Raw genomic sequence first — 24621 nt, 5'->3', positions numbered from 1 at the left:
TAACCACGCGTAACATCGCCAGCGGGCCGCTACGCAGTTTTTGATATTGTTAACTCGGGCCCGCTTAGGTGCTGTGGTCCAACCGCCGCTTTGGGGCTCAGCCGGTGCGTGTGCTTATCGTCGATGACTCGCGTTCGAGCCTGGCCTTCATCAGCCATGTGATCGGCGCCCTCGAAGATGTCGAGATCGCCGCCTCGCTGCTGCCGAGCAAGGCATTGGCGCTCGCCGCCACCACGCAGTTCGATCTCGTCCTCGTCGATCACGTCATGCCCGAGATGGATGGCGTCGAGCTGACCCGGCGCCTGCGCGCCGAGGAGGCCTACCGCCTGGTGCCGATCGTCATGGTCACCTCCGACAACGCTCCGGCTTTGCGGGTCCGCGCCATCGCCGCCGGCGCCACCGATTTCGTCAACAAGCCGTTCGATTCCACCGAGCTGCAGGCCCGTGTCCGCAACCTCCTCGCCCTGCGCCGGTCGCAGAGCGAACTCGCCGACCGCGCCGCCTGGCTCGCCCGCGAGGTCGAAAGCGCCACCCGTCATTTGGTCGAGCGCGAGGAAGAGATCATCTGGCGCCTCGCCCGCGCCATCGAGTATCGCGACGGCGATACCGGCGAGCATGTCTCGCGCGTCGCCCAGGTCTCCTCGATGATCGCCGCCGCCATCGGCTTGAGCCCCGAGCGCTGCCGCATGATCTACCTTGCGGCGCCGTTGCACGATATCGGCAAGATCGGCATCGCCGACGCCATCCTCAGTAAGCCCGGCAAGCTGACGCCGGACGAGTTGCGCGTCATGCGCACCCACGTTTCGATCGGCGCCCGCATTCTCGAACACGGCTCGTCCGAAGTCATCCGTACCGCCGAGCTGATCGCCCAGAGCCATCACGAGCGTTGGGACGGCACCGGCTATCCCGATCGTCTCTCCGGCACCGATATTCCGATCGAAGCGCGCGTCGTCGCCATCGCCGATGTGTTCGATGCCCTCTGTTCCGAGCGTCCTTACAAGCGCGCCTGGCCGATCGAAGAGGCCTATCGCGAGATCCTGTCGCTCGCCGGCACGCATTTCGACCCTGCCTGCGTGGCCGCTTTCGAGGCCCGCTGGGCGGAAATCCTCGCCCTGATGCTGGCCGTCCCCGAGGATACCCGCCTCGCCGGCTGAACCGGGCTCCTGCCGCGCAAGTCATCGCAATCCGGCGACGGCTGGGCTCGCCGGACGAGATCAGGCACTTCGCCGTGCGGACATCTGTCGGACGCCTCCAACTCCTGAGTATCGGCAGTATTGGCTATCAGGCGCAGGTCGCCGATGACTCCCGGCAAGCATCCGGCGACTCGATCAGAGTCGCGCGACGATTCTTGTGAGTCATGACGGCGGGTTCGACTGACTCAATACGCCGCACGCAATACTTGCGATTACTTCATCGCCATAATTCTACCAAATACTGCTTAGCGGTAATTGAGACTTAACAAATAGCGCTGATCATCGTGGTCATCAGGGGCAAACAGCAATTCCGTGGACGCGGGGACTGTTTTCGGGCTGGGGCGACAGAACCGTCGTTCCCGCCGAGGTTGCGGTTTTGCCGCTGAAAACAAGACGTTACGTATCGCAGAAGCATACTTGTCCGGGGCCAGAACAAAGCCATGTCGCGACCATCAGCGCACCCGCTCCATTTGAGCGGCGACCTTTCCCTACGCAATATTTCCGAACTCCATACTCGCCTCAAGCAAGCTTTGGCCGAGCATCGGGCTATCGACCTCGACACCGCCGCCGTTGAGAGCGTCGATGTCGGCACGCTGCAGCTGCTGGTTTCGGCCACCAAGAGCGCTGCCGCCGACGATCGCACCCTCAGCCTTGCTGCCGATGCTGCGACGCCGATGGGCCGCGCTCTGGTGCGCGCCGGCTTCTTCACCGCGGCCGGCCGGCCACTGGTGGCAACCCTTTCCTCCTGGACCCTGACGCGCGAGGCGGCATGAGCAAGACCATTCTCACCATCGATGATTCCGCCTCCATCCGGCAGATGGTCGCCATGACGCTGAAGAGCGCCGGTCTCACCGTGCTCGAGGCCGGCAACGGGCTCGAGGGCTACAACAAGGCCACCACCGAGACGGTGCACGCGGTGGTCACTGATCTCAATATGCCGGTCATGAACGGCTTGGAATTCCTGAAGAAGTTCCGTCAGCACCCCGCCGGTAAAGGCATCCCGGTGATCCTGTTGACCACCGAGTCCGACGAGGAGCTGAAGCGCCAGGCCCGCGAGGCCGGCGCCACCGGCTGGATCGTCAAGCCGTTCAAGCAGGACCAGCTCTTGGCCGTGATCAGGAAGGTGACCGGCGCATGAGCTCCGACCCCACCGATACCTTCCGGCAGGAAGCCCGCGAACTGCTGGAGCAGCTCGAGCAGGGCCTGCTCGATCTCGAGCAGAACCCTGGCGACGCCGACCTGGTCAATTCCGTGTTCCGGGCGCTGCACACCATCAAGGGCTCGGGCGCGATGTTCGGCTTCACCGATGTGGCGGCGTTCGTCCACGAGTTCGAGACCGCCTTCGACAAGGTGCGCAAGGGCCTGTCGCCGATCACCCCCGAGCTGGTCGCCGTGGCGCTCGACGCCAAGGACCATGTGCATCACCTGATCGAAACGCCCGACGCCGCGACCGATGCCGGCGACGCCATCCTTGCGGCGTTGCGTGGCATTGTCGAACCCGACCGCTTCCCGGCCGCGCCGATGGCGCAGAGCGCCACTGTTGCTGCCAATGTCGCGCCTCAGGTAACCGGCCGCTGGCGCATCCGCTTCAAGTTGCCCGAGGATGCGCTGGTGCATGGCACCAACCCGCTGCTGCTGCTCGGCGAAATCGCCGACCTCGGTTCCTGCGAGGTCACGGCGCTTATCGACAGCGTCCCCACCCTCGATGTGCTCGACCCCGAAGCCTGCCACCTCGGCTGGCAGGTCGACCTCACCCATCCCGACCCCACCGCTGCACTCGACGATGTCTTTCTGTTCCTGAAGGACGGGATGGAGCTATCGATCGAACCGCTCGCGGCTGTCGTTGCGCCCGAGCCGATATCTTCGCCGGTGCTCGACATCCTCGCTGAGGATGTACCGGTGCTTGAGGCCGACGAACCCATCGCTGACGCCGCCCCGGTCCGCACCCGACGCGAGCCGAGAGAACCGAAGACCGAAACCGCCGAGCGCGCCTCGACGTCCTTGCGCGTGCCGGCCGAGCGGCTCGACGAACTGATGGATCGGGTCGGCGAGCTGGTCATCGCTCAGGCGCGACTATCGCAGATGGCGGCCCAGAGCTCCGACGGCAATCTGAAAACCATCGCCGAGGAGCTGGAGCGCCTGAGCTCAGGCCTCCGCGACACCACCATGGGCATCCGTATGGTGCCGATCGGGTCGCTGTTCTCGCGCTTCCGCCGGCTCGTGCACGACCTCTCCCGTGATCTCGACAAGGAAATCGAGTTCATCACCACGGGTGAGGACACCGAGCTCGACAAGACCATGATCGAGCGGCTCGCCGACCCGCTGGTCCACCTGATCCGCAACTCGGTCGATCACGGCCTCGAAACCGCCGAGCAGCGCATCAGGGCGGGCAAGCCGGTGAAAGGCACCGTGCGCCTCTCCGCCGTCTATGTCGGCGCCGAGGTGGCGATCTCGGTCACCGATGATGGCGCTGGGCTGAACGCCGCCCGTATCCGGGCCAAGGCGGAAGAGCAGGGGCTGCTGACGCCGGAGTCGCGCATTGCCGACCACGATCTGTTCCAGCTGATCTTCGCGCCCGGCTTCTCGACCGCCAAGGAGGTGACCTCGCTCAGCGGCCGCGGTGTCGGTATGGATGTGGTCAAGCGCACTATCGATGGCCTCCGCGGCAAGATCGAGCTCTCCACCAGGCCTGGCGAAGGCACCACGGCGACGCTCCGCCTGCCGCTCACCCTGGCCATTATCGAGGGCATGCTGGTCCGCGTTGGCAATGGCCGCTACTCGATCCCGCTCTCGGCGGTCGAGGAGTGCGTCGAGCTGCCGGCCGAGGTCGCGACCCATTCGCGCGGGCGCAACTTCCTCGATATCCGCGGCAGCCTGGTGCCATTCCTGCGGCTGCGCGACCTGTTCAACACCCCGGGTGACGCCGATACCCACCAGAAGGTGGTGATCATCTCGTCAGGCGAGGGCCGGGCCGGCCTGGTGGTCGACCAGATCATCGGCAACAACCAGACCGTCATCAAGCAGCTCAGTAAGCTCCACACCGACCTCGAGACCTTCTCGGGCGCCACCATCCTTGGCGACGGCACCGTGGCGCTGATCCTCGATACCTCGCGGCTGGTCTCCTACGGCCAAGCGCATGAGGAGAAATATCGCAATACCGAGGGGAGGGCCGCGGCATGACCGCCTTCACCGAACCGATGCGCGCCCTGACCCTCAGGCTCGACGACGAACTCTTCGCCATCGAAGCGCGGAGCGTCCGCGAGATCCTCGATCTGGTGCCGGTCACCGAGGTGCCCAACGCCTCGCCTTTCGCCGCCGGCCTGATCAACGTGCGCGGTCGCGTCGTACCGCTCACCGATCTGAAGGTGGCGTTCGGTATGCAGAGCGCCGAACCCGACCAGGACACCCGCATCGTCGTCATCGAAACCGAGATCGAGGGCGAGCCGAGCGTTGTCGGCATTCTTGCCGACAAGGTCTACGACGTCACCGATATCGAGCCTGCCGCCATCGAGGAGGCGCCGCGCGTCGGCATGCGCTGGCGGCCCGATTACGTGCGCGGCATCGGCAAGCGCCGGGGCGAGTTCATCATCATCCCCGACATCCACCGCATCTTTGAACTAGAGGGCCGCAGAGGCGGCTCGCCTAACGCATCAGAAGAAAGGGCCGCATCGTGAGGCTAACTATCAAGGCAAAGCTGGCGGCCGTGTTCGGTGCCGTCATCGTCATGTCGGGCGTCAGCATGCTGATCGCGCTGCAGAACCTCGACAGGCTGAACCAGTCGCTCGACACCATCGTCAACGTCCGTGCCGCCAACACCATGGCGATGATGGAGGTGCAGACCCACCTCGAGTCGATCGGCTCGCGCCTGCGCGCCATGATCATCAGCGACGATGCCGCCGAGATCGCCGACTATGTTGAGAAGATCGGTGAGGATGGCGCCGAGATCGAGAAGTACTCGGCCTTCCTCAAGGACAACGTCAAGGATGCCCAGGTCCGCGAGAGCCTCGATGAGTTCGCCGCGCAGACTGCGGCCTACAAGGTCGGCGCGCAGAAGGTGATGGATCTCGCCTCGCTCAACACCGATACAGAGGCGCTCGAGATCACCACCACCGATGGCAGCAGCGCACTCGGCACGCTCGAGGAGGCGATGACGGCTCTCGTCACCGGCCTCTCCAACCGCGTCAGCGCTGGCGACCTCTCGGCCTTTCCCGCCTTCAAGGCGGCGTCCGAGGCCTTCATGACCATCACCGATGCTTTCCGCCAGCAGCGCAACGTGCTGCTCGCCTCCTCGCTCCCGGCCAAGCAGGACGAGTGGTACGCCGACTACAAGGCCGGCATCGAAGGCCTGGCCCAGCTGTTCCCCACCCTCGAGCGCACCATTCCCGCGACGGAAGCCGGTCTGCTGAAAACCGCTCACGAGGCTTATGACGGCCTGGTCATAGCCATGGACAAGGCGGTCGGGGTCTCGATCCAGCGCGGCGATTACAACGCCCTGTTGGCTGCCAATGAAGCGGCTGAACTGCGCCGTGTCGCCAATGCGACGATCGACGCGATGATCGTGCGCACCAAGGAACTGCTCAACGCCGCCGACGATGAGGCCCGCCAGCTCTACGAGGGCGCCATGACCCTGCTGATCGGCCTGCTCATCGGCTCGGCCGTCATCGCCATCCTCGCTGCCCTGTGGATCGTCTTCTCGATCTCGAAGTCGCTCGGCGCCGCGCTTGGTCTCGCCAATGCGGTCGCCGGCGGCGATCTCAGCGCCGAAGCCAAGGTCAAGTCGAACGACGAGATCAAGGATGTGATCGACGCGCTCAACCTGATGACGCAGAAGCTGCGCGAAGTGGTGAGCGAGGTCACTGCTGCGGCCCGCAACGTCGCTTCCGGCAGCCAGGAGCTGTCGGCTACCGCCGAGCAACTGAGCCAGGGCGCCACCGAGCAGGCCTCCTCGACCGAAGAGGCGTCCGCCTCTATGGAAGAGATGGCCTCGACCATCAAGCAGTCGGCCGACAACGCCAGCCAGACCGAGAAGATCGCCCGCCAGTCGGCCGCCGATGCCAATGCCTCCGGCGAAGCCGTCGGCAATGCCGTCACCGCCATGCAGACCATCGCCGAAAAGATCATGGTGGTGCAGGAGATCGCCCGCCAGACCGACCTGCTCGCGCTCAACGCCGCGGTGGAAGCCGCCCGCGCCGGCGAACATGGCCGCGGCTTCGCGGTGGTGGCGTCCGAAGTGCGGAAACTCGCCGAACGCAGCCAGGCTGCCGCCGCCGAGATTTCCACCCTCTCGGTCGACACGGTGAAGGCGGCGCGCTCGGCCGGCGACATGCTGAGCAAGCTCGTGCCCGATATCCGCCGCACGGCCGAACTGGTGGAAGAGATTTCCGCCGGCTCGCGTGAGCAGAATGCCGGCGCGGCGCAGATCAACACCGCCATCCAGCAGCTCGACAAGGTCACCCAGCAGAATACCTCGGCGGCCGAGGAAATGTCGGCCACCTCCGAGGAGCTGGCCAGCCAGGCCGAGCAGTTGCAGAGCGCCATCAGCTACTTCCGCATCGACCAGGGCCAGCTGGCCCGCGTCGATGCCGCCAACGACCGCGCCCCGCAGCGCGCCCGTCGCACCGCCCAGTTGCAGGAAGAGATCCTCAGCAAGGCGCCGCACCTGACGCGCAAGAAAACTCCGGCCCGCGCCACCGGCGGCGGCTTCGACCTCGAGCTCGATGACATCGGCGACGATCTCGACAGCGAATTCACCCGCCGCGGCACTGCCTGATCCGACACCGACTGAGTCCGGCCGGGGTGTTCGCTCGCCCCGGCCAATCGCAGAACGCCGATCTTACTGACTGCAGATTTTGGGCAGAGGACCGCAGAAGCGGTCCGTGGGCTAGGGGGCCACGCCAAATGAGATTGACCATCAAGACCAAGCTGATCGCGGCCTTCGCCACGGTCATCGTGCTCAGCGCCATCAGCATGGCCATTGCGCTGCTGAACCTCGGGGCGCTCAACAGCTCGTTCAACGCCGCCATGGAAGGCAACGTCAAGCGCATCCAGCTCGCTGCCGAGCTGGAGACCTCGACCCTCAAAGTGGCGCGCGACGAAAAGAACCTGATCCTCACCCAGGACCCCGGCGCCATCACCGCGCTGGTCACCCAGATGGACGCCGAGATCGACGCCGTCGACGCCGATACCGCGAGACTGCGCGAACTCTCCAGCGAGGTCGGCAAGCCACTGGTCGACAAATTCGGCGCCGACTATGACGCCTACCTGGTCCAGCACGCCGAAGTGCGCCGCCTCTCGACCCTCAACCTCGATGCCGAAGCCTTCGCGCTCGCCGCCGGCAAGGCCGCCGAAGTCCGTGCGGCTTCGGTGGCCCGCCTCGATGAGATCGTCGCGCTCAACGACACCCAGCTCGACGAAGCCATCGCCAACGCCGAAGCCCTCTACGGCTCGTCTTCGCTGCTGCTGACCGCGCTGCTGGTCGGCTCGACCATCATCGCCATCAGCGCTGCCGCCATGATCATCATCGGCATCAGCCGCGGCCTCGGCAAGATCAGCCAGGTGGTCAGCGCCGTCGCTCTTGGTGATCTCGACCAGAACATCGAGATCAAATCCAATGACGAAATCAAGGATCTCGTTGCGACCGTCAACGTGATGACCGCCAACCTCCGCGCCACCGCCGCCATCGCCGACCGCATCGCCGATGGCGACCTGACTGTCGAGCCCAAGCCGCTTTCCGACCGCGACACGCTCGGCCTCGCGCTGCAGCGCATGGTCGAAAAGCTGCGCGATGTCATCGCCGAAGCCATCACCTCGGCCAACAACGTCTCCGCCGGTTCGCAGGAGCTCTCCGCCACCGCCGAGCAGCTGAGCCAGGGCGCCACCGAACAGGCCTCATCCACCGAAGAGGCGTCCGCCTCGATGGAAGAGATGGCCGCCACCATCAAGCAGTCCGCCGACAACGCGCTGCAGACCGAAAAGATTGCCCGGCAGTCCGCTGCCGACGCCATCGCTTCGGGCAGCGCGGTCAACGACGCCGTCGCCGCCATGCAGACCATCGCGCAGAAGATCATGGTGGTGCAGGAAATTGCCCGGCAGACCGACCTGTTGGCGCTCAATGCAGCGGTGGAAGCTGCGCGCGCCGGCGAGCATGGCCGTGGCTTCGCCGTCGTTGCCTCCGAGGTGCGGAAACTTGCCGAACGCAGCCAGGCTGCCGCGGCCGAGATCTCGACCCTCTCCGACACCACGGTGAAAACCGCCCAGTCGGCCGGCGAGATGCTGACCCGCCTGGTCCCCGACATCCAGCGCACGGCCGAGCTGGTCGAGGAGATCACCGCCGGGGCGCGCGAGCAGAATGCCGGCGCCAGCCAGATCAACACCGCCATCCAGCAACTCGACAAGGTCACCCAGCAGAACACCTCGGCGGCCGAGGAAATGTCGGCCACCTCCGAGGAGCTGGCGAGCCAGGCCGAGCAGCTGCAGAACGCCATCAGCTACTTCCGCATCGAGGCGAGCCGCGAGGTTGCTGCCGAAGCCGCCAAGAAGCCGGCGGCAAAGCGCAGCAACGCCATCCGCAGCGAGATCATGGCCAAGGCCCCGCACCTGAAGCCGCGGCCCCGTTCGGCCGGCAAGCCGGGCAGCAATGGCGGCTTCGATCTCGATATCGACGATGCCGGCGACGAGCTCGACAGCGAGTTCACCCGCCGCGGCGCAGCCTGAGGAGAGCCGCGATGGCCGAGAGAGCCCAGTACGTAACGCTCGGGGTCAATGGCGAGTTGTTCGCCGCCCCGGTGGACAAGGTCCAGGAGATCCTCGAGATGCGTCCGGTGGCGCGCCTGCCGCAGGCCCCCGCCAACCTGCTCGGGATGACCGATGTGCGTGGGCAGGGCATCCCGGTGCTCGACCTGCGCCTGACCCTCGGGCTGCCCGAAGCGGAGGACACCGAGAACACCCGTATCGTGGTGCTCAATGTCAGCGGCGGTGCCGGCCCGATGACCGTCGGGCTGCGCACCGACCGGGTCTTCGAAGTCACCGTGCTCGACGCCGCCGAGCTCGAACCGCCCCCGGCCATCTCGGGCAACTGGCGCGGCCACGCCGTCGCCGGCATCGGCCGCCGCAACGGCAGCTTCGTCACCGTGCTGGATCTCGACCGGTTATTGGGCAGCGTGGCTGAGGCGGCGTGATGTTGGGATTGACTGCCACCCCCCTCCCAACCTCCCCCACAAGGGGGGAGGTGCCCGCCAGTGCGCTGGGCACGACCGAGCCACACGCTCAACTCTTCACCTCCCCCTTGATGGGGGAGGCCGGGAGGGGGTGGGGCAGCGCGCGCCAGAACTCTCCGAGGGCGTCCAATGCCTAGCCTCGCCCAGAAGCCCCAGCCCGACGACGCCGACGATCACCTCAGCGCGCTCGATTTCGGCCGTATTGCCAAGCTCATCGAAGGCGAGGCCGGTATCAAGCTGCCGCCGGGCAAGCGCCTGATGGTTGAGGGCCGGCTGCGCAAGCGCATGCGGGCGCTCGGTCAGCCCGATTTCGCCAGCTATTGCAGCTTCCTGTTCAAGCAGGGCGGGCTCGAGCGCGAGCTCACCCATCTGATCAACGCCGTCACCACCAACAAGACCGACTTCTTCCGCGAGGCCGAGCACTTCGATTTCCTGGTCGAGCACATGGTGCCCACCCTGCTCAAGACCCGCGAGCGCAACCCGCTGCTGAAGATCTGGAGCGCCGCCAGCTCCACCGGGGCCGAGGCCTATACCCTCGCCATGGTGCTCGACGACTTGCAGGCGCGGCGCAGTGATTTCCGCTTCGCCATCCTCGGCACCGACATCTCCACCGCGGTGCTGGCGCAGGGCCGCCGCGCCGTCTATCCGGCCGAAATGCTCGCGCCGGTGCCGCCCGAGATGCAGGCGCGCTATCTCATGCATGCGCGCCGCCCCGGCGCCCGCCGCGAGGTGCGCATGGTGCCCGAGCTCCGCCGTCAGGTGCGCTTCACCCATCTCAACCTGATGGACCAGACCTACCCGTTCGATCGCGATGTCGACGTGATTTTCCTCCGCAACGTGCTGATCTATTTCGAGAAGGCGGACCAGGACGCCGTCGTCGCCCGCCTCGTCGATCACCTCCGCCCCGGTGGCTACATCGTGCTGGGGCATTCCGAGTCGATGATTGGCACCTCGCTCGCCGTGCGGCAGGTCGCCCCCGCCGTGTTCCAGAAGCTCTGAGATCCCCTCGATGTCCGCCTCCGCCGAAACCGACCGCAAGATCCGTGTGCTGATCGTCGACGACTCCGCCGCCGTGCGCACCACGCTCTCGGACATCATCTCGTCCGACCCCGAGCTCGAAGTGATGGCGACGGCGGCTGACCCCTATATCGCGGTCGAGCGGATCCGCGCCGAAGTGCCCGATGTCATCATCCTCGATATCGAGCTGCCGCGCATGGATGGCATCACCTTTCTCAGGAAGCTGATGTCGCAGCGTCCCATCCCGGTGGTGATCTGCTCGTCGCATGCCGGCGAGGGCAGCGACACGCTGATCGAGGCGCTGGAAGCGGGCGCCGTCGATGTGGTGCAGAAGCCGCGCGTCGATACCGCCCAGTTCCTGCACGATTCCCGCGTCCGCATCTGCGAAGCGGCCCGCTCCGCTGCCCATGCAAGGCTCAAAGGGCGCGTCCGTCCCCCGGCGCCGAAACTCGCAGTCGAAAAGAAACTCACCGCCGACGCAGTGATCCCGCAGCGCTCCGCTGCCCGCGCCGCCTCGGCTGCCGCCTCGATGCCCACCACGGCGCCGGTGATCTGCATCGGCGCCTCCACCGGCGGCACCGAGGCGCTGCGCGATGTGCTCGAGGCGCTGCCCGCCACCACACCCGGCATCGTCATCGTCCAGCACATGCCTGAGCGCTTCACCGCCGCCTTCGCCCGCCGCCTCAATGGCCTCTGCCAGATGGAGGTGAAGGAAGCCGAGGATGGCGATGTGGTCGAACCCGGCCGCGTGCTGATCGCCCCGGGCAACCACCATATGTCGCTGCAGCGCTCGGGGTCGCGCTACACCGTCAGCATCGTCGACGGGCCGCACGTGTCGCGCCATCGCCCTTCGGTCGACGTGCTGTTCCGCTCCGCTGCCTATGCCGCCGGCAAAAACGCGCTCGGCATCATTCTGACTGGCATGGGCGACGACGGTGCCCGCGGCCTGCTCGAAATGAAACAGGCCGGCGCCGCCACGCTCGCCCAGGACGAAGAGAGCTCGATCGTCTTCGGCATGCCCAAGGAAGCCATTGCGCTCGGCGCCGCCGACAAGGTGGTCTCGCTCCGCCGCGTCGCCACCGAAATCACCACCTACGCCGCCCGTGCCCCGCAAAAGGACACCGCATGACCTCGTCCCCTGCCACTGAGCTCTCCGTTATCCTCTCGCGCGTGGCGGGGGAGGGGGCCCATGCAGAGCATGGGGGAGGGGGCGGACAGACTCTCAGTAGTGCTGACGCAGATCTCCTCTCGCCCCGCATTCTCACCCTCGCCGCCGACCTCGCGGCCCCCCGCGACGCCATCGATGGCGCCTTCGTCGCCGTTGGCGGCCGGCTTGCCGAGTGCGCCGAGATCCTGTCGCGCCTCACCGACACCTTCGAAACCCTGCCGGTCGATCTCGAAGGTCCGGACCTCGCCGAGGCCACCGATCGCCTCGCCGTGGTCGGCCGCCGTGCCGGCGAGATTTCCGTCACGCTCGGCGCCGAGCAGGCCGATCTCAACCGCCTCGTCGACGCGCTGCGCGGCGCTTCGCACCCGATCTCAGAGCTGCGCCGTACCGTCAAGATGATGGGCATCGTCGCCATCAATGCCCGCGTCGTCGCCGCCAGCGTCGTCACCGACACCGAGGATTTCGGCGTTTTCACCACCGACATCGCGCAGCTGTCGGACTCTGCCACGACCACCATCCAGCGCTTCTCGCGCACCTATGAAGCGCTCAGCATCGTCGTCGGCGAAGCCGCCACCGCCCGCGCCAGCTTCGAGCAGACGCACCGCGATACGCTCTCGACTCTCGCCACTGAGCTCGAGCGCGACCTCGCCGAAGTCACCGAGCAGCGCCTCACCTCGGTCCGCTCCAGCGCCGTCACCGGCCAGATGTCCCGCGCCATCGCCGACAAGGTCGCCACCACCGTCATGGCCCTGCAGGTCGGCGACGCCACCCGCCAGCGCGTCGAACACGTCGAAGCCGCCCTCCGCGATCTCTCCACCCTTACCCTCCCCCGCGGGGCGGGGGAGGGGGCCCACGCTGAGCATGGGGGAGGGGGGAGCTCGACACTGAGTGACCCCATCACCGAACTGCAGCGCCAGCAGCTCGCCGGCGCGCGCGAAACCCTCGTCTTCGAAATGGCCTCTGGCGCCGAGGCGCTCACTCAGCTGGCCGACGACGTCGAAGCGGTGCTCGAGCATGCGCGCCAGGTCTACGGCTCTGCCGAGAACCGCTCGGCCCTCTCCGAACTGCACAGCGCCGTGCGCCGCGCCGTCACCGTGCTGCGCGATTGCGAAAGCGAGCGCGAAAAACTCGATCGCGTCGCGGTCGCCGTCTCGGAGACAGTCGGCGTCCTGCTCAACCACGTCGAGGCGGTGCAGGAGATCGAGTACAAGATGCGCCTCGTCTCGCTCAATGCCGCGGTCAAATGCGCCCAGCTCGGCCCGCGCGGCCGTGCTCTCGACGTCATCGCCCAGCAACTCAGGACCCTCACCGGCGAGACCGTGGTTTCGGCGCATGAGGCGGTCGAACGGCTGAACGAAGCTGCCCGCTTCTCCGCCGCCTTCACCAACGCCACCGGCGCCGGTGCCGGCCGCGTTGGCGATCTGGAGCGCGAGGCCGCGGCCTCGCTCACCCAGCTCGAAACCGTCGGCATGCGGATGAAGAAGGCGCTGGTCGAACTCTACGACGACGGCCCCAAGGTCGCCGACCGCCTGCACCAGGCCGTCGACAGCCTCGCCAACCACGGCGCCATCTCGGAAGCCCTGAGCGATATCGAACTGGGGATTGCCGCTCTTATCCTCCCTCGCGGGGCGGGAGAGGGCGACCAAGCGCAGCTTGGTGGAGGGGAGCTCCCCTCCATCGAACTGACCGAGTTCCTCGCCACCCTGCGCAAGCGCTACACCATGGACGCCGAGCGCCGCGTCCACGACGCCTTTACCGGCATCGAAATCGCCCCCGAACCCGCCGCCGACACCGACGCCGCCCTGGACGACCTGTTCTTCTGAACGATTGCGTCCAGGTCAGGACGCTCGGCCCCCACACCCACCGGCTGTCATCCCAGCGAAAGCTGGCACCCATCTCACGGCTCGCGCCAGCCGACAGTTGGGTCCCGGCTTTCGCTGGGATGACATCGCGTGTGGGGTGATAGCTGCGATCAGCTCGACCACCGGTACTCCCAAGCCTCCCGCTGGTCCACACCCGGGGAGATCACCGTCCAACATGTGATTTGACGTAGCGGGAACTGGTCCGACATATATGCGTTTACACGTATACAGGGGCGGCGGGCCTCTCGTTACGTGAGTCTGTCGGGGGCCAATCCGATGAATGACTTGGATAACCATGAGCTCGTCGAGCTCCTGGCGATGTTGCGCCGCAGCGACGAGAACGTCGACACGCAGCGCCTTACCAACTTCTCAGATGCGACGCTGCTCGCGGTCATCAACCCGTTGGGCGACGACCGGCTGGTGACCAACGTGCCGAGCTTCGTCGCAGTCCGTGCGGAACTGCGTCGTCGCGGCCTCTTACCGCGCGACCACTGACGAAAACTCATGGCCGGTCAGCAGGCTGGCGCCGGCGATGAGCACCAAAATCCACGCATCCTGGGCCATCTAGACTCCGGAGTTAACTTCCGGTAACGTTCCCAATAGATGCCGGGAACGGCACGGGAGGGTTGCATGGGCAGACGGCCCACCATCATTGATGTGGCAAGGCTTGCCGGCGTGTCGAAGAGCACCGCCGCACGCGCCCTTTCCGATTCCCCTGATGTCAACGACGCCACCCGGGAAAAGGTGCGCAAGGCCGCCATCGCCAGCGGCTACGAGCGCAACCACCTTGCGGTCGGCATGCGGTCCGGCCGCTCGGGCCTGTTCGGCCTCGTCATCCCCGATATCACCAACCCGTTCTGGGCCGAGGTCGCCCGCGGCGCCCAGGATATCGTCGGCGAGAACGGCGCTTCGCTCTTGGTCTTCTCATCGGACTGGGACCACGATCGGGAAGCCAGCCACCTGCGCGCCTTGCGACAGGCCCGGGTCGAGGGCGCCATCGTCAACCCGGTCTCCGACAATGCCGAAGATTTCGGCCGCTTCGGGGTGCCTTTTTCACTGATCGGCTCCAGCGCCGAGCGCTTCCCCGATACCCCAAGCATCGGCTCGGACATCCGGCAGGCCGTGCGGCTCGGGCTCGATCATCTGGTCGCCCGCGGCCACGCGGCGCCCGCCCTGATCCTTGGTCCAAAATCCCGCCTGGCTCGGGCCCGCTTCCTGCGTTCGGTGCATGAGCACTGCCTCGAGCGTGATATCGACCCGGCCGTGCTGCTGGTCGAAGATGGCGACTATACCTTCGAGGGTGGCCATGCCGCCATGCAGCGGCTGATGGCGCGCCAGCGCAACGGCCATCTCACCGTGTTCTGCGCCAACGACCTGATGGCGCTCGGCGCCATGCTGGCAGTGCGCGAGGCCGGCCGCGAGTGCCCGCGCGATGTCTCCATTCTCGGCTTTGACGGGGTGCCTGCTGGCGCCTTCTCCTGGCCCGGTCTCACCACCATCGAGAAGCCGGCGCGCGAGCTTGGCCGCCGCGCCGCCCAGGCGCTGTTCGATGAGATCGCCGGTCGTCCGCAGGATGGCCGCACCTATTTGCCGTGCCGCCTGATAGAGCGAGGCTCACTCGCCGATCTGACGGTACAAACGCCCCTGCGCGTCGCAGGAGCGGGGAGGAGCTAGAAGCATGTCGAGCGTCGAGCAAAACGCGACGGTCATTGCACGCGTCACCGGGAACGTTCCCAGATCGCAGCGCTTCGCCAATAGCGTTCGTCGCTGGTGGCCCTACTACGTCATGCTCGCCCCCGGCCTGCTGTTCTTCCTCGTCTGGCACTATTTCCCGATCTGGGAAGCCAAGATGGCATTCGAGCAGGTGCGCATCATCCCGCCCAATCTCTGGGTCGGGCTGAAGCACTTCCAGACGCTGTTCGCCTCGCCGGTGTTCTACCAGGTACTGGCCAACACGCTGATCATCTCGACGCTGAAGATCCTCTTCGTCTTCCCGGTGCCGATCATCGTCGCGCTGCTCCTGAACGAGGTGCGGAGCGGGCGGCTCAGAAAATTCGTGCAGTCGGCGATCTACTTGCCGCACTTTCTGAGCTGGGTGGTGATCGCCGGCGTGTTCATCGCCATCCTGTCGCCGTCCGATGGCGCGGTGAACCAGATCACCGGCTTCTTTGGCGCCAAGCCAGTGGCCTTCATGACCGATGGCAACTCCAGCCGCTGGGTGCTGGTGTTCTCCGAGATCTGGCGTTCTGCCGGCTGGGACAGCCTGCTCTATCTCGCCGCCATCATCGGCATCGATCAGTCGCTTTACGAGGCCGCCGAGCTCGATGGCGCCAACCGCTGGCAGAAGGTCTGGCACGTCACCATCCCCGGGATCGTCCCCACCATCGCGACGCTGTTCATTCTCAACATGGGCATGTTCCTGTCGGCCGACCTCAATCAGGTCATCAACTTCCTCAACGACGTGAACCGCGGCCAGATCGATATCCTCGATACCTACGTCTACCGCATCGGTTTGCGCACCGGCGAATACTCGCTCGCCACCGCCGCCGGCCTGTTCAAGGCGGTGTTCGGCATGATCCTCATCCTCTCGGCGCATTTCGTTTCGAAGCGCCTCACCGGCAAGGGAGTCTGGTGATGGCCGCGCCCCGTGGCACCGCGATCCGCCGCACCCCGCTCGAGCGCATCGAGTACGCCATCATCGTCACGACCCTGCTGGCGATGGTGGTGGTGATGCTGCAGCCGATCCTCAACTTGCTCGCCGTGTCATTCTCCGATCCGAGCCGGGTCGCCGGCAAGAGCGGCCTCGACATCTGGCCGTCCGGCTTCTCGCTCGATGTCTGGATGCTGCTGCTGCAGCACCCCAACGTGCAGCGCGGTATCCTCAACTCGATCTTCATCACCGCCACCGCGACCTTTATCGGCGTCGTCGGCACGGCGCTGATGGCCTGGGGCCTGAGCCGGCCAAACCTGCCCGGCCGGCGGGTCATCTTTCTGCTGGTCCTCGTCACCATCGTGTTCGAGCCAGGCATCATTCCCGACTACTTCCTGATGAAGCGGATGGGGCTGCTCGACAGCTACTGGAGCGTCATCCTCTACAAGGCGGTGAACGCCTGGTACCTGATCATCCTGGTGCGCTTCTTCGAGGAGATCCCCGAGGAGCTGCTCGAGGCCGCCGAACTCGACGGCGCCAATGCCTTCCAGATTTTCTTCCAGGTGGTGCTGCCGCTGGCCAAGCCCGCTCTGGCGACCATCGCCCTGTTCTACCTGGTCTTCCACTGGAACGAGTTCTTCCGGGCGATGATCTACCTGAACGACCAGACCAAGTACCCGCTGCAGGTGGTGCTCAGGCAATTCGTGGTCGAAGGCGACAAGCTCGCCATCGTCGGCGCCGACAACGCCGCCAACAATATCGGCGTGGCGCAGATCAACCTGAAGGCGCTGAAGGCCGGGATGATCATCATCACCATCCTGCCGATCCTCGCCATCTACCCGCTGATCCTGAAATTCTTCACCAAGGGCACCATGTCGGGAGCGCTGAAGGGATGATGGATTGTGCTGTCATTGTCGGCCGAAATCGGGTCATCCTGCCGCTCGAGGGCAAGGGAGTGCCGCATGACCGATACCGCGGTAGGCCCGAAGACGCCCTGGCTGCGCTATACGATCTTCGTCCTCTCCGGGCTGCAGATCGCCCTGTTCATCATCATCGAGGCCGACTTCCTGTTGCGCGCCCCGCAGATGGAACTGATCACCCGTTCGATGAGCCAGGGTTTCTCCCTCATGCTCATCGTGCCCTTCGTGATGATGACCATCCCGGCGCTGGTGCTCGCCTTCCTGCGTCGCTGGCTGGTGCTGGCGCTGATCCTCGCGCTGCTGCCGATCCTCGCGGTATCGGGACTGCTCGCCCTCATCCACTTCCGCTAGCCGCGAGCGCCATCTCGTCAAACCCACCGGCCCCCACCTCCCCCTTGCTGGGGAAGGCAAGCGAAGCTTGTCGCGTCAGCGACTTAGCGAAGCTCGGAGGGGGTGGGGCCGACGCACTGGCCCAACCGCCATCCCATGAACAACAACAAGCATAACGGAGGAGAATCCATGCTTAAGACCCTGCTTCTGACCACCACGGCGCTGGCGCTCAGCCTGTCGCTGGCCATGCCGGCCAGTGCCCAGACGGTGATCCGCCTGGTATCCAAGGACCTGCTCTCGACCAACCCGCCCGACGTCGCCCATATCGAGCGCATCGAAGCGGCGCTGAAGGCCCAGGGCACCGATCTCGACATCCAGATCGTCGACCTGCCGTCTTCGGGCTATGCCGACGCGCTCGGCGTCATGCTGCTTTCGGGCGATATCCCCGACCTGATCTACTTCCAGGGCGGCGATGCCAAGATGGCCGACCAGGGCATCCTCGAAGACCTGAACCCCTGGATCGAGAAGTCGCCCAACCTCAAGGCGGCGCTCTGGCCGCACAATGTCGAGCGCCTGAAGAACTACCCCTATCTGCTCTATGTCTATCCGCCGCGCGCCCCGCAGCCGGTGATCCGCAAGGATTGGCTGGAAAAGCTTGGCATCCCGGCCCCGACCACCGTCGATGAGTACGAGGCCTTCTTCAAGGCCATCCACGATGCCGATCTCGATGGCGACGGCACCCCGGGCAACACTTTTGGTGTCACCACCGCCGACAACACCAATGAGCTCGACTCGATCTTCAACCAGGCCTTCGGCATCACCGGCACCTGGATGAAAGACGCGGCTGGCGAGTGGGTGAGCTCGCGCATCACCGATGCCGAAAAGGCCAAGCTCACCTGGTACGCCAAGCTCGGCGCCGAGGGTCTCTACGACAAGGAATATGTCACCTCGAAGTTCGACGTGAAGGAAGACAAGTTCTACACCGGCAAGGCCGGCGTGATCTTCGGCTCCTCGGCAGAAGTCATCGACATCTATGGCGGCAAGATGCGCCAGGCACATCCGGAAACCCCGATCGAGCTGGCGCTGCTGCCGATCCCGTCGGGTCCGGGCGGCCAGGGGCTCTCGGCCACTGATGTCTCGAAGGAAAGCCGCGGCTTCGCCATCTCGACCACCTCTGAGCACAAGGAAGAAGTCGCAAAACTTCTCGACTTCATGGCCTCGACCGAAGGCCAGATGATGGACCGGATGGGCTTCGAGGGCGAGGAATACACCAAGTCCGGCGACACCTACACCATCACCGACAAGATGAGCACCTGGTACGCCCGCTTCTTTGCGGCCGCCAACTTCGTGCCGCCGGTGGAGTGGAAATCGGCTGCCGCCCAGGAGTCGCTGAAGAACATCACCACCTGGTTCAAGCCGGACAACGCCTTCGTCTGGCCGTCCGACTACGCTGCTGACCTCGACGCGACCGAGAACGTCTACCGCGCCTGGGTCTATAAGTTCATCTCCGGCGAAGCCTCGATGGACCAGTGGGATGCCTTCGTCGCCGAATGGAAGGCCGCCGGTGGCGACCGCCTCAACGAGTACGCCCGGACCAAGCTGAACGGCTAAGCCCGGACCACCGCATCCCGCCCGTGGCGTCCTCCCACGACCACGGGCGGGTGCGGTGACAGATTTAGACAAGCGGAAGTAGACCATCATGCCCACCTCACTTCGCGGCCGCGTCCGCGCCATGCTGCACGGCATCGCCCTGGGCGACGCGCTCGGCGCCCCGGTCGAAAAGCTCTCGGCTGCCGATATCCGGGCCCGCTATGGCCGCGTCACCTCGCTCGAGGCGCGCTGGCACAAGATGGATCTGCCGCCTGAGCAACGGAACCACCGCATCCGCGGCAACGGCATCGTCACCGACGACACGCTGATGACCCTGGCGCTGATGGATATCTACGCCGAAACCCACCGCCACCTGGACGCCTGGGACATGGCCGACGGCATGGTGCGCCAGATCGCCTGGATGCCGCGCTGGATCCCCGAGATGCAGCGCGAGGCCAACCTGATCGACCGCCTGTTCTACCCCGAGAAATGGATCTTCCAGCGTCACCAGCTGGCCAATTGCGACCCCCGCCAGGGCGGTATCGGCAACATGGTCAACTGCGGCGCCGCCATGTACATCGCCCCAGTCGGCGTGGTGAATGCCTGCGACCCCAAGGCGGCCTATGACGAGGCGATCGCCTTTGCCCAGGGGCACCAGGAAAGCTACGGACTCGAAGCCGCCGGCGCCTTCGCCGCTGCCGTCGCCGCCGCCTTCACCCCAGGTATCGGCATTGAAGAGATCGTCGAGCGGGTCATTGCCCTCAGCAAGGACGGCACGCGCGAGGCGATCCGCGCCATCGCCGACGTCGCTTCGCGGCTCAAGGGTGCCGAGCACGCCGAGGTGGTCGCCGCCTTTCACGCCGCCATCGCCCCGTTCTCGCCGATGGGCGACGATGTCAATCACACCAAGGCGCGCGCCGGCCGGCTCTCGGTGGCTTACCAGCCGTCGCGGCTGGGCTCGATCGAGGAATTGCCGCTGGCGCTCGGCTTCGCCCTGGTCAATGGCGGCGACTTCCGCACTGCCATCGAGGACGGCATCAATTCCGGCCGCGACACCGACTCGATCGGCGTCATGGCCGGCGCCATCCTTGGCGTGCTGCACGGCGAGAGCGTCATCCGCGATGCCGACCGCCAGACCCTCGACAGTACCAACCGACTCGATCTCACCGCCGCTGCCGATCGCTTCACTGCGACCGTCACCGATATCCTTCTCGCCGACCGGCGGGCCCGCGAAGCTGCCGAACGCAGCCGCGACAGCCTCCTAGCCGATCTCCCGACCGCCAGCGTCGTCAATCTCTGACCACCGGACCGTTCATGCCCCTGACCACCCAAGCCCTTTCGACCCAAGCAATCTTCGATCGCATCTATGCCGGCTTCATCGGCAAGGCCATCGGCGTCCGCCTGGGCGCGCCGGTCGAGCCGACCATCTGGAGCTATGACCGCATCCGCAACACCTATGGCGAGGTCACCCAGTACCTGCGTGACTTCAAGAATTTTGCTGCCGACGACGATACCAATGGCCCGGTCTATTTCATTCGCGCGCTGCGCGATTACGGCTTGAAGGCCACTGCTGCCGATGTCGGCCGCACCTGGCTGAACTATGCCGCCGAGGAACACGGCATGTACTGGTGGGGCGGCTTCGGCAATTCCACCGAGCACACCGCCTACAAGAACCTCAAATCCGGCATGGAGGCGCCGGAGTCCGGCTCCATCGCCACCAACGGCACCACTGTCGCCGAGCAGATCGGCGGCCAGATCTTCATCGACAGCTGGGGCTGGGTGAACCCGGGCAATCCGTCGCGTGCCGCCAAGATGTCGGCCATGGCGGCTTCCGTCGCCCATGACGGCGACGGCCTCAACGGCGCCCGCTTCTGCGCCGCCGCCATCGCCCAGGCCTTCGTCGCCAAATCCATCGACGAGATCGTCGAAACCGGCCTCTCGACCATCGATGCCAGTTCGACCTACGCCCGCGTCGCCCGCGCCGTCATCGACTTCCACAAGGCCAACCCGTCCGACTGGCGCCTTTGCCGCGACATGCTGACCGCCGACTGGGGCTATGACCGCTATCCCGGCGTCTGTCACATCATCCCCAATGCCGGCGTCACCGTGATGGCCATCCTCTACGGCGCGGGCGAACTGACCCGCACCGCCGAGATCGCCACCATGGCCGGCTGGGACACCGATTGTAACGCCGGCAATGCCTGCGCCATCGTCGGCACCTTCCAGGGCGTGCAGCCGAGCTGGGATAAGTATCGCAAGCCCATCAACGACTTCGTCATCGCCTCGGGGGTCATCGGCACGCTCAACGTCGTCGATATCCCGAGCTTTGCCCGCGAGCTCACCGTGCTCGCCCTCCGCCTCGACGGCAAGGAACCGCCGGCGCCGTGGGTCGAGGATTTCGAGCGCCGCGGCGTGCGCTTCGATTTCGACGCGCCGGGCGCCACCCATGCCTTCCGCACCGAGCCGTTCAACCAGATCGAGGTAAAGTCGGCGACCGACAAGCAGGGCCCGAACTCGCGCGGCGCGCTTGAGGTGCTGCTCGATCGGCTCGAGCGCGGGCAGGGCGGTCGCATCTTCTGGAAGCCGTTCTACCGCCGCGCCGATTTCGACGACGAGCGCTACCGCCCGATGTTCACTCCGCTCGCCGATGCCGGCCAGACGGTGAAGTTCAAACTGCAGCTCGACCCCTGGAACGGCGATGGGAACCTCCGCGTCGCGCCCTATGTCCGCCGCGCCATTTCCGGCGAGATCGTCGAAACCGGCGCCTGGCACGTCCCGAGCTCCGCGGGCTGGCAGGACTACGAGTTCACGATCCCCGAAGGTGACGAGGCCATCGACGAGATCGGCGTCTTGGTCGAGTATTTTGGACGCCTGAAGTTCCTCGGCCGGCTCTACCTCTCGGAGTTCTCGGTATCGGGGAAGGGCAGGCTCTCCATCGACCCCAGCACCGAAAAGCAGGAATGGGGTGGCATCACCCGCTTCACCTGGAACCGCGGCCACTGGTCGCTGCAGGACGGCGCCATTCACGCCCACACCGCCGAAGACGCCGACGCCTGGACCGGCAACGGCTATCTCCGCGACGTCACCGTCACCGCCGACCTGACCCCGCTCGCCGGCAAATCCCACCTCGTCGCCGCGCGCGTCCAGGGCACGTCCCGCTTCTATGCGGCCGGCTTCGAGAATGGCGAAGCCGTAATCCTGAAGCAGGACCATGGCACCATGGTACTGGCGCGGACGCCGTTCGCAGTTAAGCCGGGCGAGGCGCACAAGCTGGCGCTTACTGTGGTGGGCGATAAGCTGACGCTCAGCGTCGACGGCAAGGAGCTGATCTCGGCGACTGACGGCCAGTTCCGCTACGGCCAGGCCGGCCTGCGCATGGCCTCGGCCGGTCGGATGACGGTGGCGCGGCTGGAAGTGGTCGAAGTCTGATGCTGGTGCGTGCGGCCACCCCCCTCCCAACCTCCCCCACAAGGGGGGAGGTGTCTGCCGGTGCGTGGGGCACCGTCGCGCCAACAACTCGATCGGCACCTCCCCCCTTGTGGGGGAGGTTGGGAGGGGGGAGCCACACGCTGTGACCCTGCAGTTCAACCCCCTCGCCACCGGCCCGCTCGATGGCATCCGGGTCATCGATCTCAGCCGCCTCGTCGCCGGCAACATGCTGTCGCTGCAGCTCGCCGATTTCGGCGCCGACGTCATCAAGATCGAGCCGCCGCAGGGTGATCCGTTGCGCGAGTGGCGCGATGACGGGCACTCGCTCTACTGGAAGACCTACGGCCGGAATAAGCGCTCGGTGCAGCTCAACCTGCGTGAGGCCCCGCACATGGCGGCGCTCAAGGCGCTGCTCGCGACCGCCGACGTCTTCATCGAGAATTTTCGTCCTGGCACGCTCGAGGAGATGGGCCTCGCGCCCGACGCGCTGCTCGCCGCCAACCCCAACCTCATCGTCGTCCGTATCTCCGGCTTCGGCCAGACCGGCCCCTACGCGCAGTTCCCCGGCTTCGGCACCATCGTCGAGGGGATGAGCGGCTTTGCCTACCGCACCGGCTTTCCGGATCGCGAACCGGTGCTGCCGCCGCTGGCGCTGGCCGATATGATCGCCGGGGTCTACGGCGCCAACGCCACCGTCACGGCGCTATTCGCGCGCTTCCGGGGCAAGGCCAAGGGGCAGGTCATCGATCTCAGCCTGCTCGAACCGATGTACTCGGTGCTCGGTCCGGAAGCCGCGATCTTTCAGGTGACCGGCAAGGTCAAGGAGCGTTCCGGCTCCGCCTCCAACACCGCCTCGCCGCGCAACGTCTATCGCTGTTCCGACGGCAAGTATGTCGCGCTCTCGGGCTCCACCCCGCAGGTCGCCCGTCGCATCTTCGAGGTGATCGGCAAGCCCGAAATGAACAGCGACCCGCGCTTTGCCACCAACTCCGACCGGGTGAAGCATCGCGACCTCGTCGATGCGGCGGTCGGCGAATGGTTTCTGCGTCACGGCCATGACGAGGCGCTCGCCATTATGCGCGAGGCCGGCGCCACCGTCGGCCCGATCTATTCGATCGCCGATATCGCCGCGGACCAGCATTTCATTGACCGTGGCATCATTGTCGATGTCGAAGACAAGGATTTCGGCGCCCTGCCGATGCACAACATCCTGCCGCGCCTCAGCGAAACCCCCGGCACCTTCCGCCGCCCGGCGCCCGACCTCGGCGAGCACACCGCCGAAGTGTTGCGCGAAGCCGGCGTCGATCCTGCTACGGTACTTGGATGAAGCTCCGCTCCCTCCTCTACGTTCCGGCCCATTCCGAACGCTTCGTCGCCAAGGCGCATGAGCGCGGCGCCGACGCCATCGTCCTCGACCTCGAGGATGCGGTGCCGGAGGCTGACAAGGACGCGGCGCGGGCCAGCCTCGCGGCCACGGTTCCTGCCGTCAGCCGCAACGGCGCCGCGGTTTTCGTCCGTATCAACTCCGGTGCTCGCCAGCGCGAGGATGCGCTCGCGGCCTGCCGTGCCGGCGCCACCGGCGTGATGGTGGCCAAAGCCAGTTCCTCCGCCGCGCTCGATGCTCTCGCCGGCGCATTGCGCGCCGAAGAGGCTAAGCTCGACCGCCCCGCCATGAGCTTCCTGGCCCTGATCGAGGGCGCCGCCGCGCTGCTCGACGCTCGCGTCATTGCCGCCAATCACCGCGTCATCGGCCTGCTGCTCGGCAGCGAAGATCTCGCCACCGAGCTCGGCGCCACGCCGACGCCCGAGGTCCTGCGCCATCCCAAGCTCCTGCTGCATTACGCCGCCAAGGCGGAGAAGAAGCTCAGCTTCGGCCTCCTGCAATCGAGCGCCGATTACACCGATCTCGAAGCGCTGGCCGCTGCCGCCGCCGAGGCCAAGGCGCATGGCTTCGACGGCGCCACCTGCGTCCATCCCTCGGCCGTCGCGGTATTGAACGCCGGCTTCTCGCCGAGCGACGCCGAGCGCGACTGGGCCCAACGGGTCGTCGCCGCTGCAGCGGAGCATGCCGGCGCCTTCCAGCTCGACGGCCGGATGGTCGACGCCCCGATTGTTGCCCGGGCGCGGAGGACACTTGGGAGTTAGTGCGCCCTTTGGGGGGCACCACCTGCTCCCCCACTCGATGTCATCCCAGCGAAAGCTGGGACCCAACTCACCGCTGGCTCGGGCTGCGAAATGGGTCCCAG

The 24621-nt window shown here is 66.0% G+C and carries 21 protein-coding genes; all 21 read left to right on the top strand.

Going from position 1 to position 24621, the window contains the following annotated elements; all coding sequences use genetic code 11:
* The first annotated feature begins 104 nt into the window (after positions 1 to 104).
* The 21 genes from ACSQ23_RS03030 (at position 105) to ACSQ23_RS02930 (ending at position 24520) form a co-directional block, all read left to right on the top strand.
* Positions 105 to 1154 carry an HD-GYP domain-containing protein gene (locus ACSQ23_RS03030; protein WP_055876498.1) on the top strand — a complete coding sequence of 350 codons (1050 nt, stop codon included), beginning with the start codon at positions 105 to 107 and terminating at the stop codon, positions 1152 to 1154.
* Between the two features lie 479 nt (positions 1155 to 1633).
* A complete protein-coding gene (locus tag ACSQ23_RS03025; RefSeq protein ID WP_436089662.1) occupies positions 1634 to 1966 on the top strand; it encodes an STAS domain-containing protein in 333 nt (110 codons plus the stop codon).
* Positions 1963 to 2331 (top strand): response regulator, encoded by a 369-nt coding sequence (locus tag ACSQ23_RS03020; RefSeq protein WP_055876504.1) that lies wholly within the window; start codon positions 1963 to 1965, stop codon positions 2329 to 2331. Before ACSQ23_RS03025 ends, ACSQ23_RS03020 begins: the two co-directional genes overlap by 4 nt.
* Positions 2328 to 4373: a chemotaxis protein CheA gene (locus ACSQ23_RS03015; RefSeq protein ID WP_436089661.1), complete on the top strand. Its 2046-nt coding sequence runs from the start codon at positions 2328 to 2330 to the stop codon at positions 4371 to 4373. The genes ACSQ23_RS03020 and ACSQ23_RS03015 overlap by 4 nt, the downstream gene beginning before the upstream one ends.
* Positions 4370 to 4867 (top strand): chemotaxis protein CheW, encoded by a 498-nt coding sequence (locus ACSQ23_RS03010; RefSeq protein WP_436089660.1) that lies wholly within the window; start codon positions 4370 to 4372, stop codon positions 4865 to 4867. Before ACSQ23_RS03015 ends, ACSQ23_RS03010 begins: the two co-directional genes overlap by 4 nt.
* Positions 4864 to 6963, top strand: a complete 2100-nt coding sequence (locus tag ACSQ23_RS03005; RefSeq protein WP_436089659.1) for a HAMP domain-containing methyl-accepting chemotaxis protein — start codon at positions 4864 to 4866, stop codon at positions 6961 to 6963. The genes ACSQ23_RS03010 and ACSQ23_RS03005 overlap by 4 nt, the downstream gene beginning before the upstream one ends.
* 128 nt (positions 6964 to 7091) lie before the next feature.
* Positions 7092 to 8906, top strand: coding sequence for a methyl-accepting chemotaxis protein (locus ACSQ23_RS03000; RefSeq protein WP_436089658.1), 1815 nt, complete (start codon positions 7092 to 7094; stop codon positions 8904 to 8906).
* Positions 8907 to 8917: 11 nt separating this feature from the next.
* Positions 8918 to 9370 (top strand): chemotaxis protein CheW, encoded by a 453-nt coding sequence (locus ACSQ23_RS02995; protein WP_055998713.1) that lies wholly within the window; start codon positions 8918 to 8920, stop codon positions 9368 to 9370.
* Positions 9371 to 9538: 168 nt separating this feature from the next.
* Complete coding sequence (locus ACSQ23_RS02990) at positions 9539 to 10408, top strand: CheR family methyltransferase (protein ID WP_436089657.1); 870 nt, start codon at positions 9539 to 9541, stop codon at positions 10406 to 10408.
* Positions 10409 to 10418: 10 nt separating this feature from the next.
* Positions 10419 to 11555 carry a protein-glutamate methylesterase/protein-glutamine glutaminase gene (locus ACSQ23_RS02985; RefSeq protein ID WP_055876522.1) on the top strand — a complete coding sequence of 379 codons (1137 nt, stop codon included), beginning with the start codon at positions 10419 to 10421 and terminating at the stop codon, positions 11553 to 11555.
* Positions 11552 to 13417, top strand: coding sequence for a hypothetical protein (locus ACSQ23_RS02980; RefSeq protein ID WP_436089656.1), 1866 nt, complete (start codon positions 11552 to 11554; stop codon positions 13415 to 13417). The genes ACSQ23_RS02985 and ACSQ23_RS02980 overlap by 4 nt, the downstream gene beginning before the upstream one ends.
* Positions 13418 to 13732: 315 nt before the next feature.
* On the top strand, positions 13733 to 13951 hold the full coding sequence (locus tag ACSQ23_RS02975; protein ID WP_055998720.1) for a hypothetical protein: 219 nt from the start codon (positions 13733 to 13735) through the stop codon (positions 13949 to 13951).
* A 135-nt stretch (positions 13952 to 14086) separates the two neighbouring features.
* Entirely contained in the window at positions 14087 to 15130 is a 1044-nt protein-coding gene (locus tag ACSQ23_RS02970) for a LacI family DNA-binding transcriptional regulator (protein WP_436089655.1), read from the top strand.
* 4 nt (positions 15131 to 15134) lie between these two features.
* Positions 15135 to 16091, top strand: a complete 957-nt coding sequence (locus tag ACSQ23_RS02965; protein ID WP_082533369.1) for an ABC transporter permease — start codon at positions 15135 to 15137, stop codon at positions 16089 to 16091.
* On the top strand, positions 16091 to 17002 hold the full coding sequence (locus tag ACSQ23_RS02960) for a carbohydrate ABC transporter permease (RefSeq protein WP_055876534.1): 912 nt from the start codon (positions 16091 to 16093) through the stop codon (positions 17000 to 17002). The genes ACSQ23_RS02965 and ACSQ23_RS02960 overlap by 1 nt, the downstream gene beginning before the upstream one ends.
* 66 nt (positions 17003 to 17068) lie before the next feature.
* Positions 17069 to 17377 carry a hypothetical protein gene (locus ACSQ23_RS02955; protein WP_436089654.1) on the top strand — a complete coding sequence of 103 codons (309 nt, stop codon included), beginning with the start codon at positions 17069 to 17071 and terminating at the stop codon, positions 17375 to 17377.
* Between the two features lie 168 nt (positions 17378 to 17545).
* A complete protein-coding gene (locus tag ACSQ23_RS02950; RefSeq protein ID WP_436089653.1) occupies positions 17546 to 18967 on the top strand; it encodes an extracellular solute-binding protein in 1422 nt (473 codons plus the stop codon).
* Positions 18968 to 19055: 88 nt separating this feature from the next.
* On the top strand, positions 19056 to 20246 hold the full coding sequence (locus tag ACSQ23_RS02945) for an ADP-ribosylglycohydrolase family protein (protein WP_436089652.1): 1191 nt from the start codon (positions 19056 to 19058) through the stop codon (positions 20244 to 20246).
* Between the two features lie 14 nt (positions 20247 to 20260).
* Positions 20261 to 22375 carry an ADP-ribosylglycohydrolase family protein gene (locus tag ACSQ23_RS02940; RefSeq protein WP_436089651.1) on the top strand — a complete coding sequence of 705 codons (2115 nt, stop codon included), beginning with the start codon at positions 20261 to 20263 and terminating at the stop codon, positions 22373 to 22375.
* Between the two features lie 142 nt (positions 22376 to 22517).
* A complete protein-coding gene (locus tag ACSQ23_RS02935; protein WP_436089650.1) occupies positions 22518 to 23702 on the top strand; it encodes a CaiB/BaiF CoA transferase family protein in 1185 nt (394 codons plus the stop codon).
* A complete protein-coding gene (locus ACSQ23_RS02930; protein WP_436089649.1) occupies positions 23699 to 24520 on the top strand; it encodes an HpcH/HpaI aldolase/citrate lyase family protein in 822 nt (273 codons plus the stop codon). The genes ACSQ23_RS02935 and ACSQ23_RS02930 overlap by 4 nt, the downstream gene beginning before the upstream one ends.
* The last annotated feature ends 101 nt before the right edge of the window (positions 24521 to 24621 follow it).

Source organism: Devosia sp. LjRoot16 (genome assembly GCF_964252795.1).
Classification (GTDB): domain Bacteria; phylum Pseudomonadota; class Alphaproteobacteria; order Rhizobiales; family Devosiaceae; genus Devosia_A.
The sequence above is the reverse complement of the archived record's forward strand: the minus strand, read 5'-3'. Positions and strand labels throughout refer to the sequence as shown.

What these genes read in the sequence shown, in the direction of transcription:
- ACSQ23_RS03025 (WP_436089662.1), top strand. Translation starts at nt 1,634, where the DNA reads ATGTCGCGACCATCAGCGCACCCGCTCCATTTGAGCGGCGACCTTTCC.
- ACSQ23_RS03020 (WP_055876504.1), top strand. Translation starts at nt 1,963, where the DNA reads ATGAGCAAGACCATTCTCACCATCGATGATTCCGCCTCCATCCGGCAG.
- ACSQ23_RS03015 (WP_436089661.1), top strand. Translation starts at nt 2,328, where the DNA reads ATGAGCTCCGACCCCACCGATACCTTCCGGCAGGAAGCCCGCGAACTG.
- ACSQ23_RS03010 (WP_436089660.1), top strand. Translation starts at nt 4,370, where the DNA reads ATGACCGCCTTCACCGAACCGATGCGCGCCCTGACCCTCAGGCTCGAC.
- ACSQ23_RS03000 (WP_436089658.1), top strand. Translation starts at nt 7,092, where the DNA reads ATGAGATTGACCATCAAGACCAAGCTGATCGCGGCCTTCGCCACGGTC.
- ACSQ23_RS02995 (WP_055998713.1), top strand. Translation starts at nt 8,918, where the DNA reads ATGGCCGAGAGAGCCCAGTACGTAACGCTCGGGGTCAATGGCGAGTTG.
- ACSQ23_RS02990 (WP_436089657.1), top strand. Translation starts at nt 9,539, where the DNA reads ATGCCTAGCCTCGCCCAGAAGCCCCAGCCCGACGACGCCGACGATCAC.
- ACSQ23_RS02985 (WP_055876522.1), top strand. Translation starts at nt 10,419, where the DNA reads ATGTCCGCCTCCGCCGAAACCGACCGCAAGATCCGTGTGCTGATCGTC.
- ACSQ23_RS02980 (WP_436089656.1), top strand. Translation starts at nt 11,552, where the DNA reads ATGACCTCGTCCCCTGCCACTGAGCTCTCCGTTATCCTCTCGCGCGTG.
- ACSQ23_RS02975 (WP_055998720.1), top strand. Translation starts at nt 13,733, where the DNA reads ATGAATGACTTGGATAACCATGAGCTCGTCGAGCTCCTGGCGATGTTG.
- ACSQ23_RS02970 (WP_436089655.1), top strand. Translation starts at nt 14,087, where the DNA reads ATGGGCAGACGGCCCACCATCATTGATGTGGCAAGGCTTGCCGGCGTG.
- ACSQ23_RS02965 (WP_082533369.1), top strand. Translation starts at nt 15,135, where the DNA reads ATGTCGAGCGTCGAGCAAAACGCGACGGTCATTGCACGCGTCACCGGG.
- ACSQ23_RS02960 (WP_055876534.1), top strand. Translation starts at nt 16,091, where the DNA reads ATGGCCGCGCCCCGTGGCACCGCGATCCGCCGCACCCCGCTCGAGCGC.
- ACSQ23_RS02955 (WP_436089654.1), top strand. Translation starts at nt 17,069, where the DNA reads ATGACCGATACCGCGGTAGGCCCGAAGACGCCCTGGCTGCGCTATACG.
- ACSQ23_RS02950 (WP_436089653.1), top strand. Translation starts at nt 17,546, where the DNA reads ATGCTTAAGACCCTGCTTCTGACCACCACGGCGCTGGCGCTCAGCCTG.
- ACSQ23_RS02945 (WP_436089652.1), top strand. Translation starts at nt 19,056, where the DNA reads ATGCCCACCTCACTTCGCGGCCGCGTCCGCGCCATGCTGCACGGCATC.
- ACSQ23_RS02940 (WP_436089651.1), top strand. Translation starts at nt 20,261, where the DNA reads ATGCCCCTGACCACCCAAGCCCTTTCGACCCAAGCAATCTTCGATCGC.
- ACSQ23_RS02930 (WP_436089649.1), top strand. Translation starts at nt 23,699, where the DNA reads ATGAAGCTCCGCTCCCTCCTCTACGTTCCGGCCCATTCCGAACGCTTC.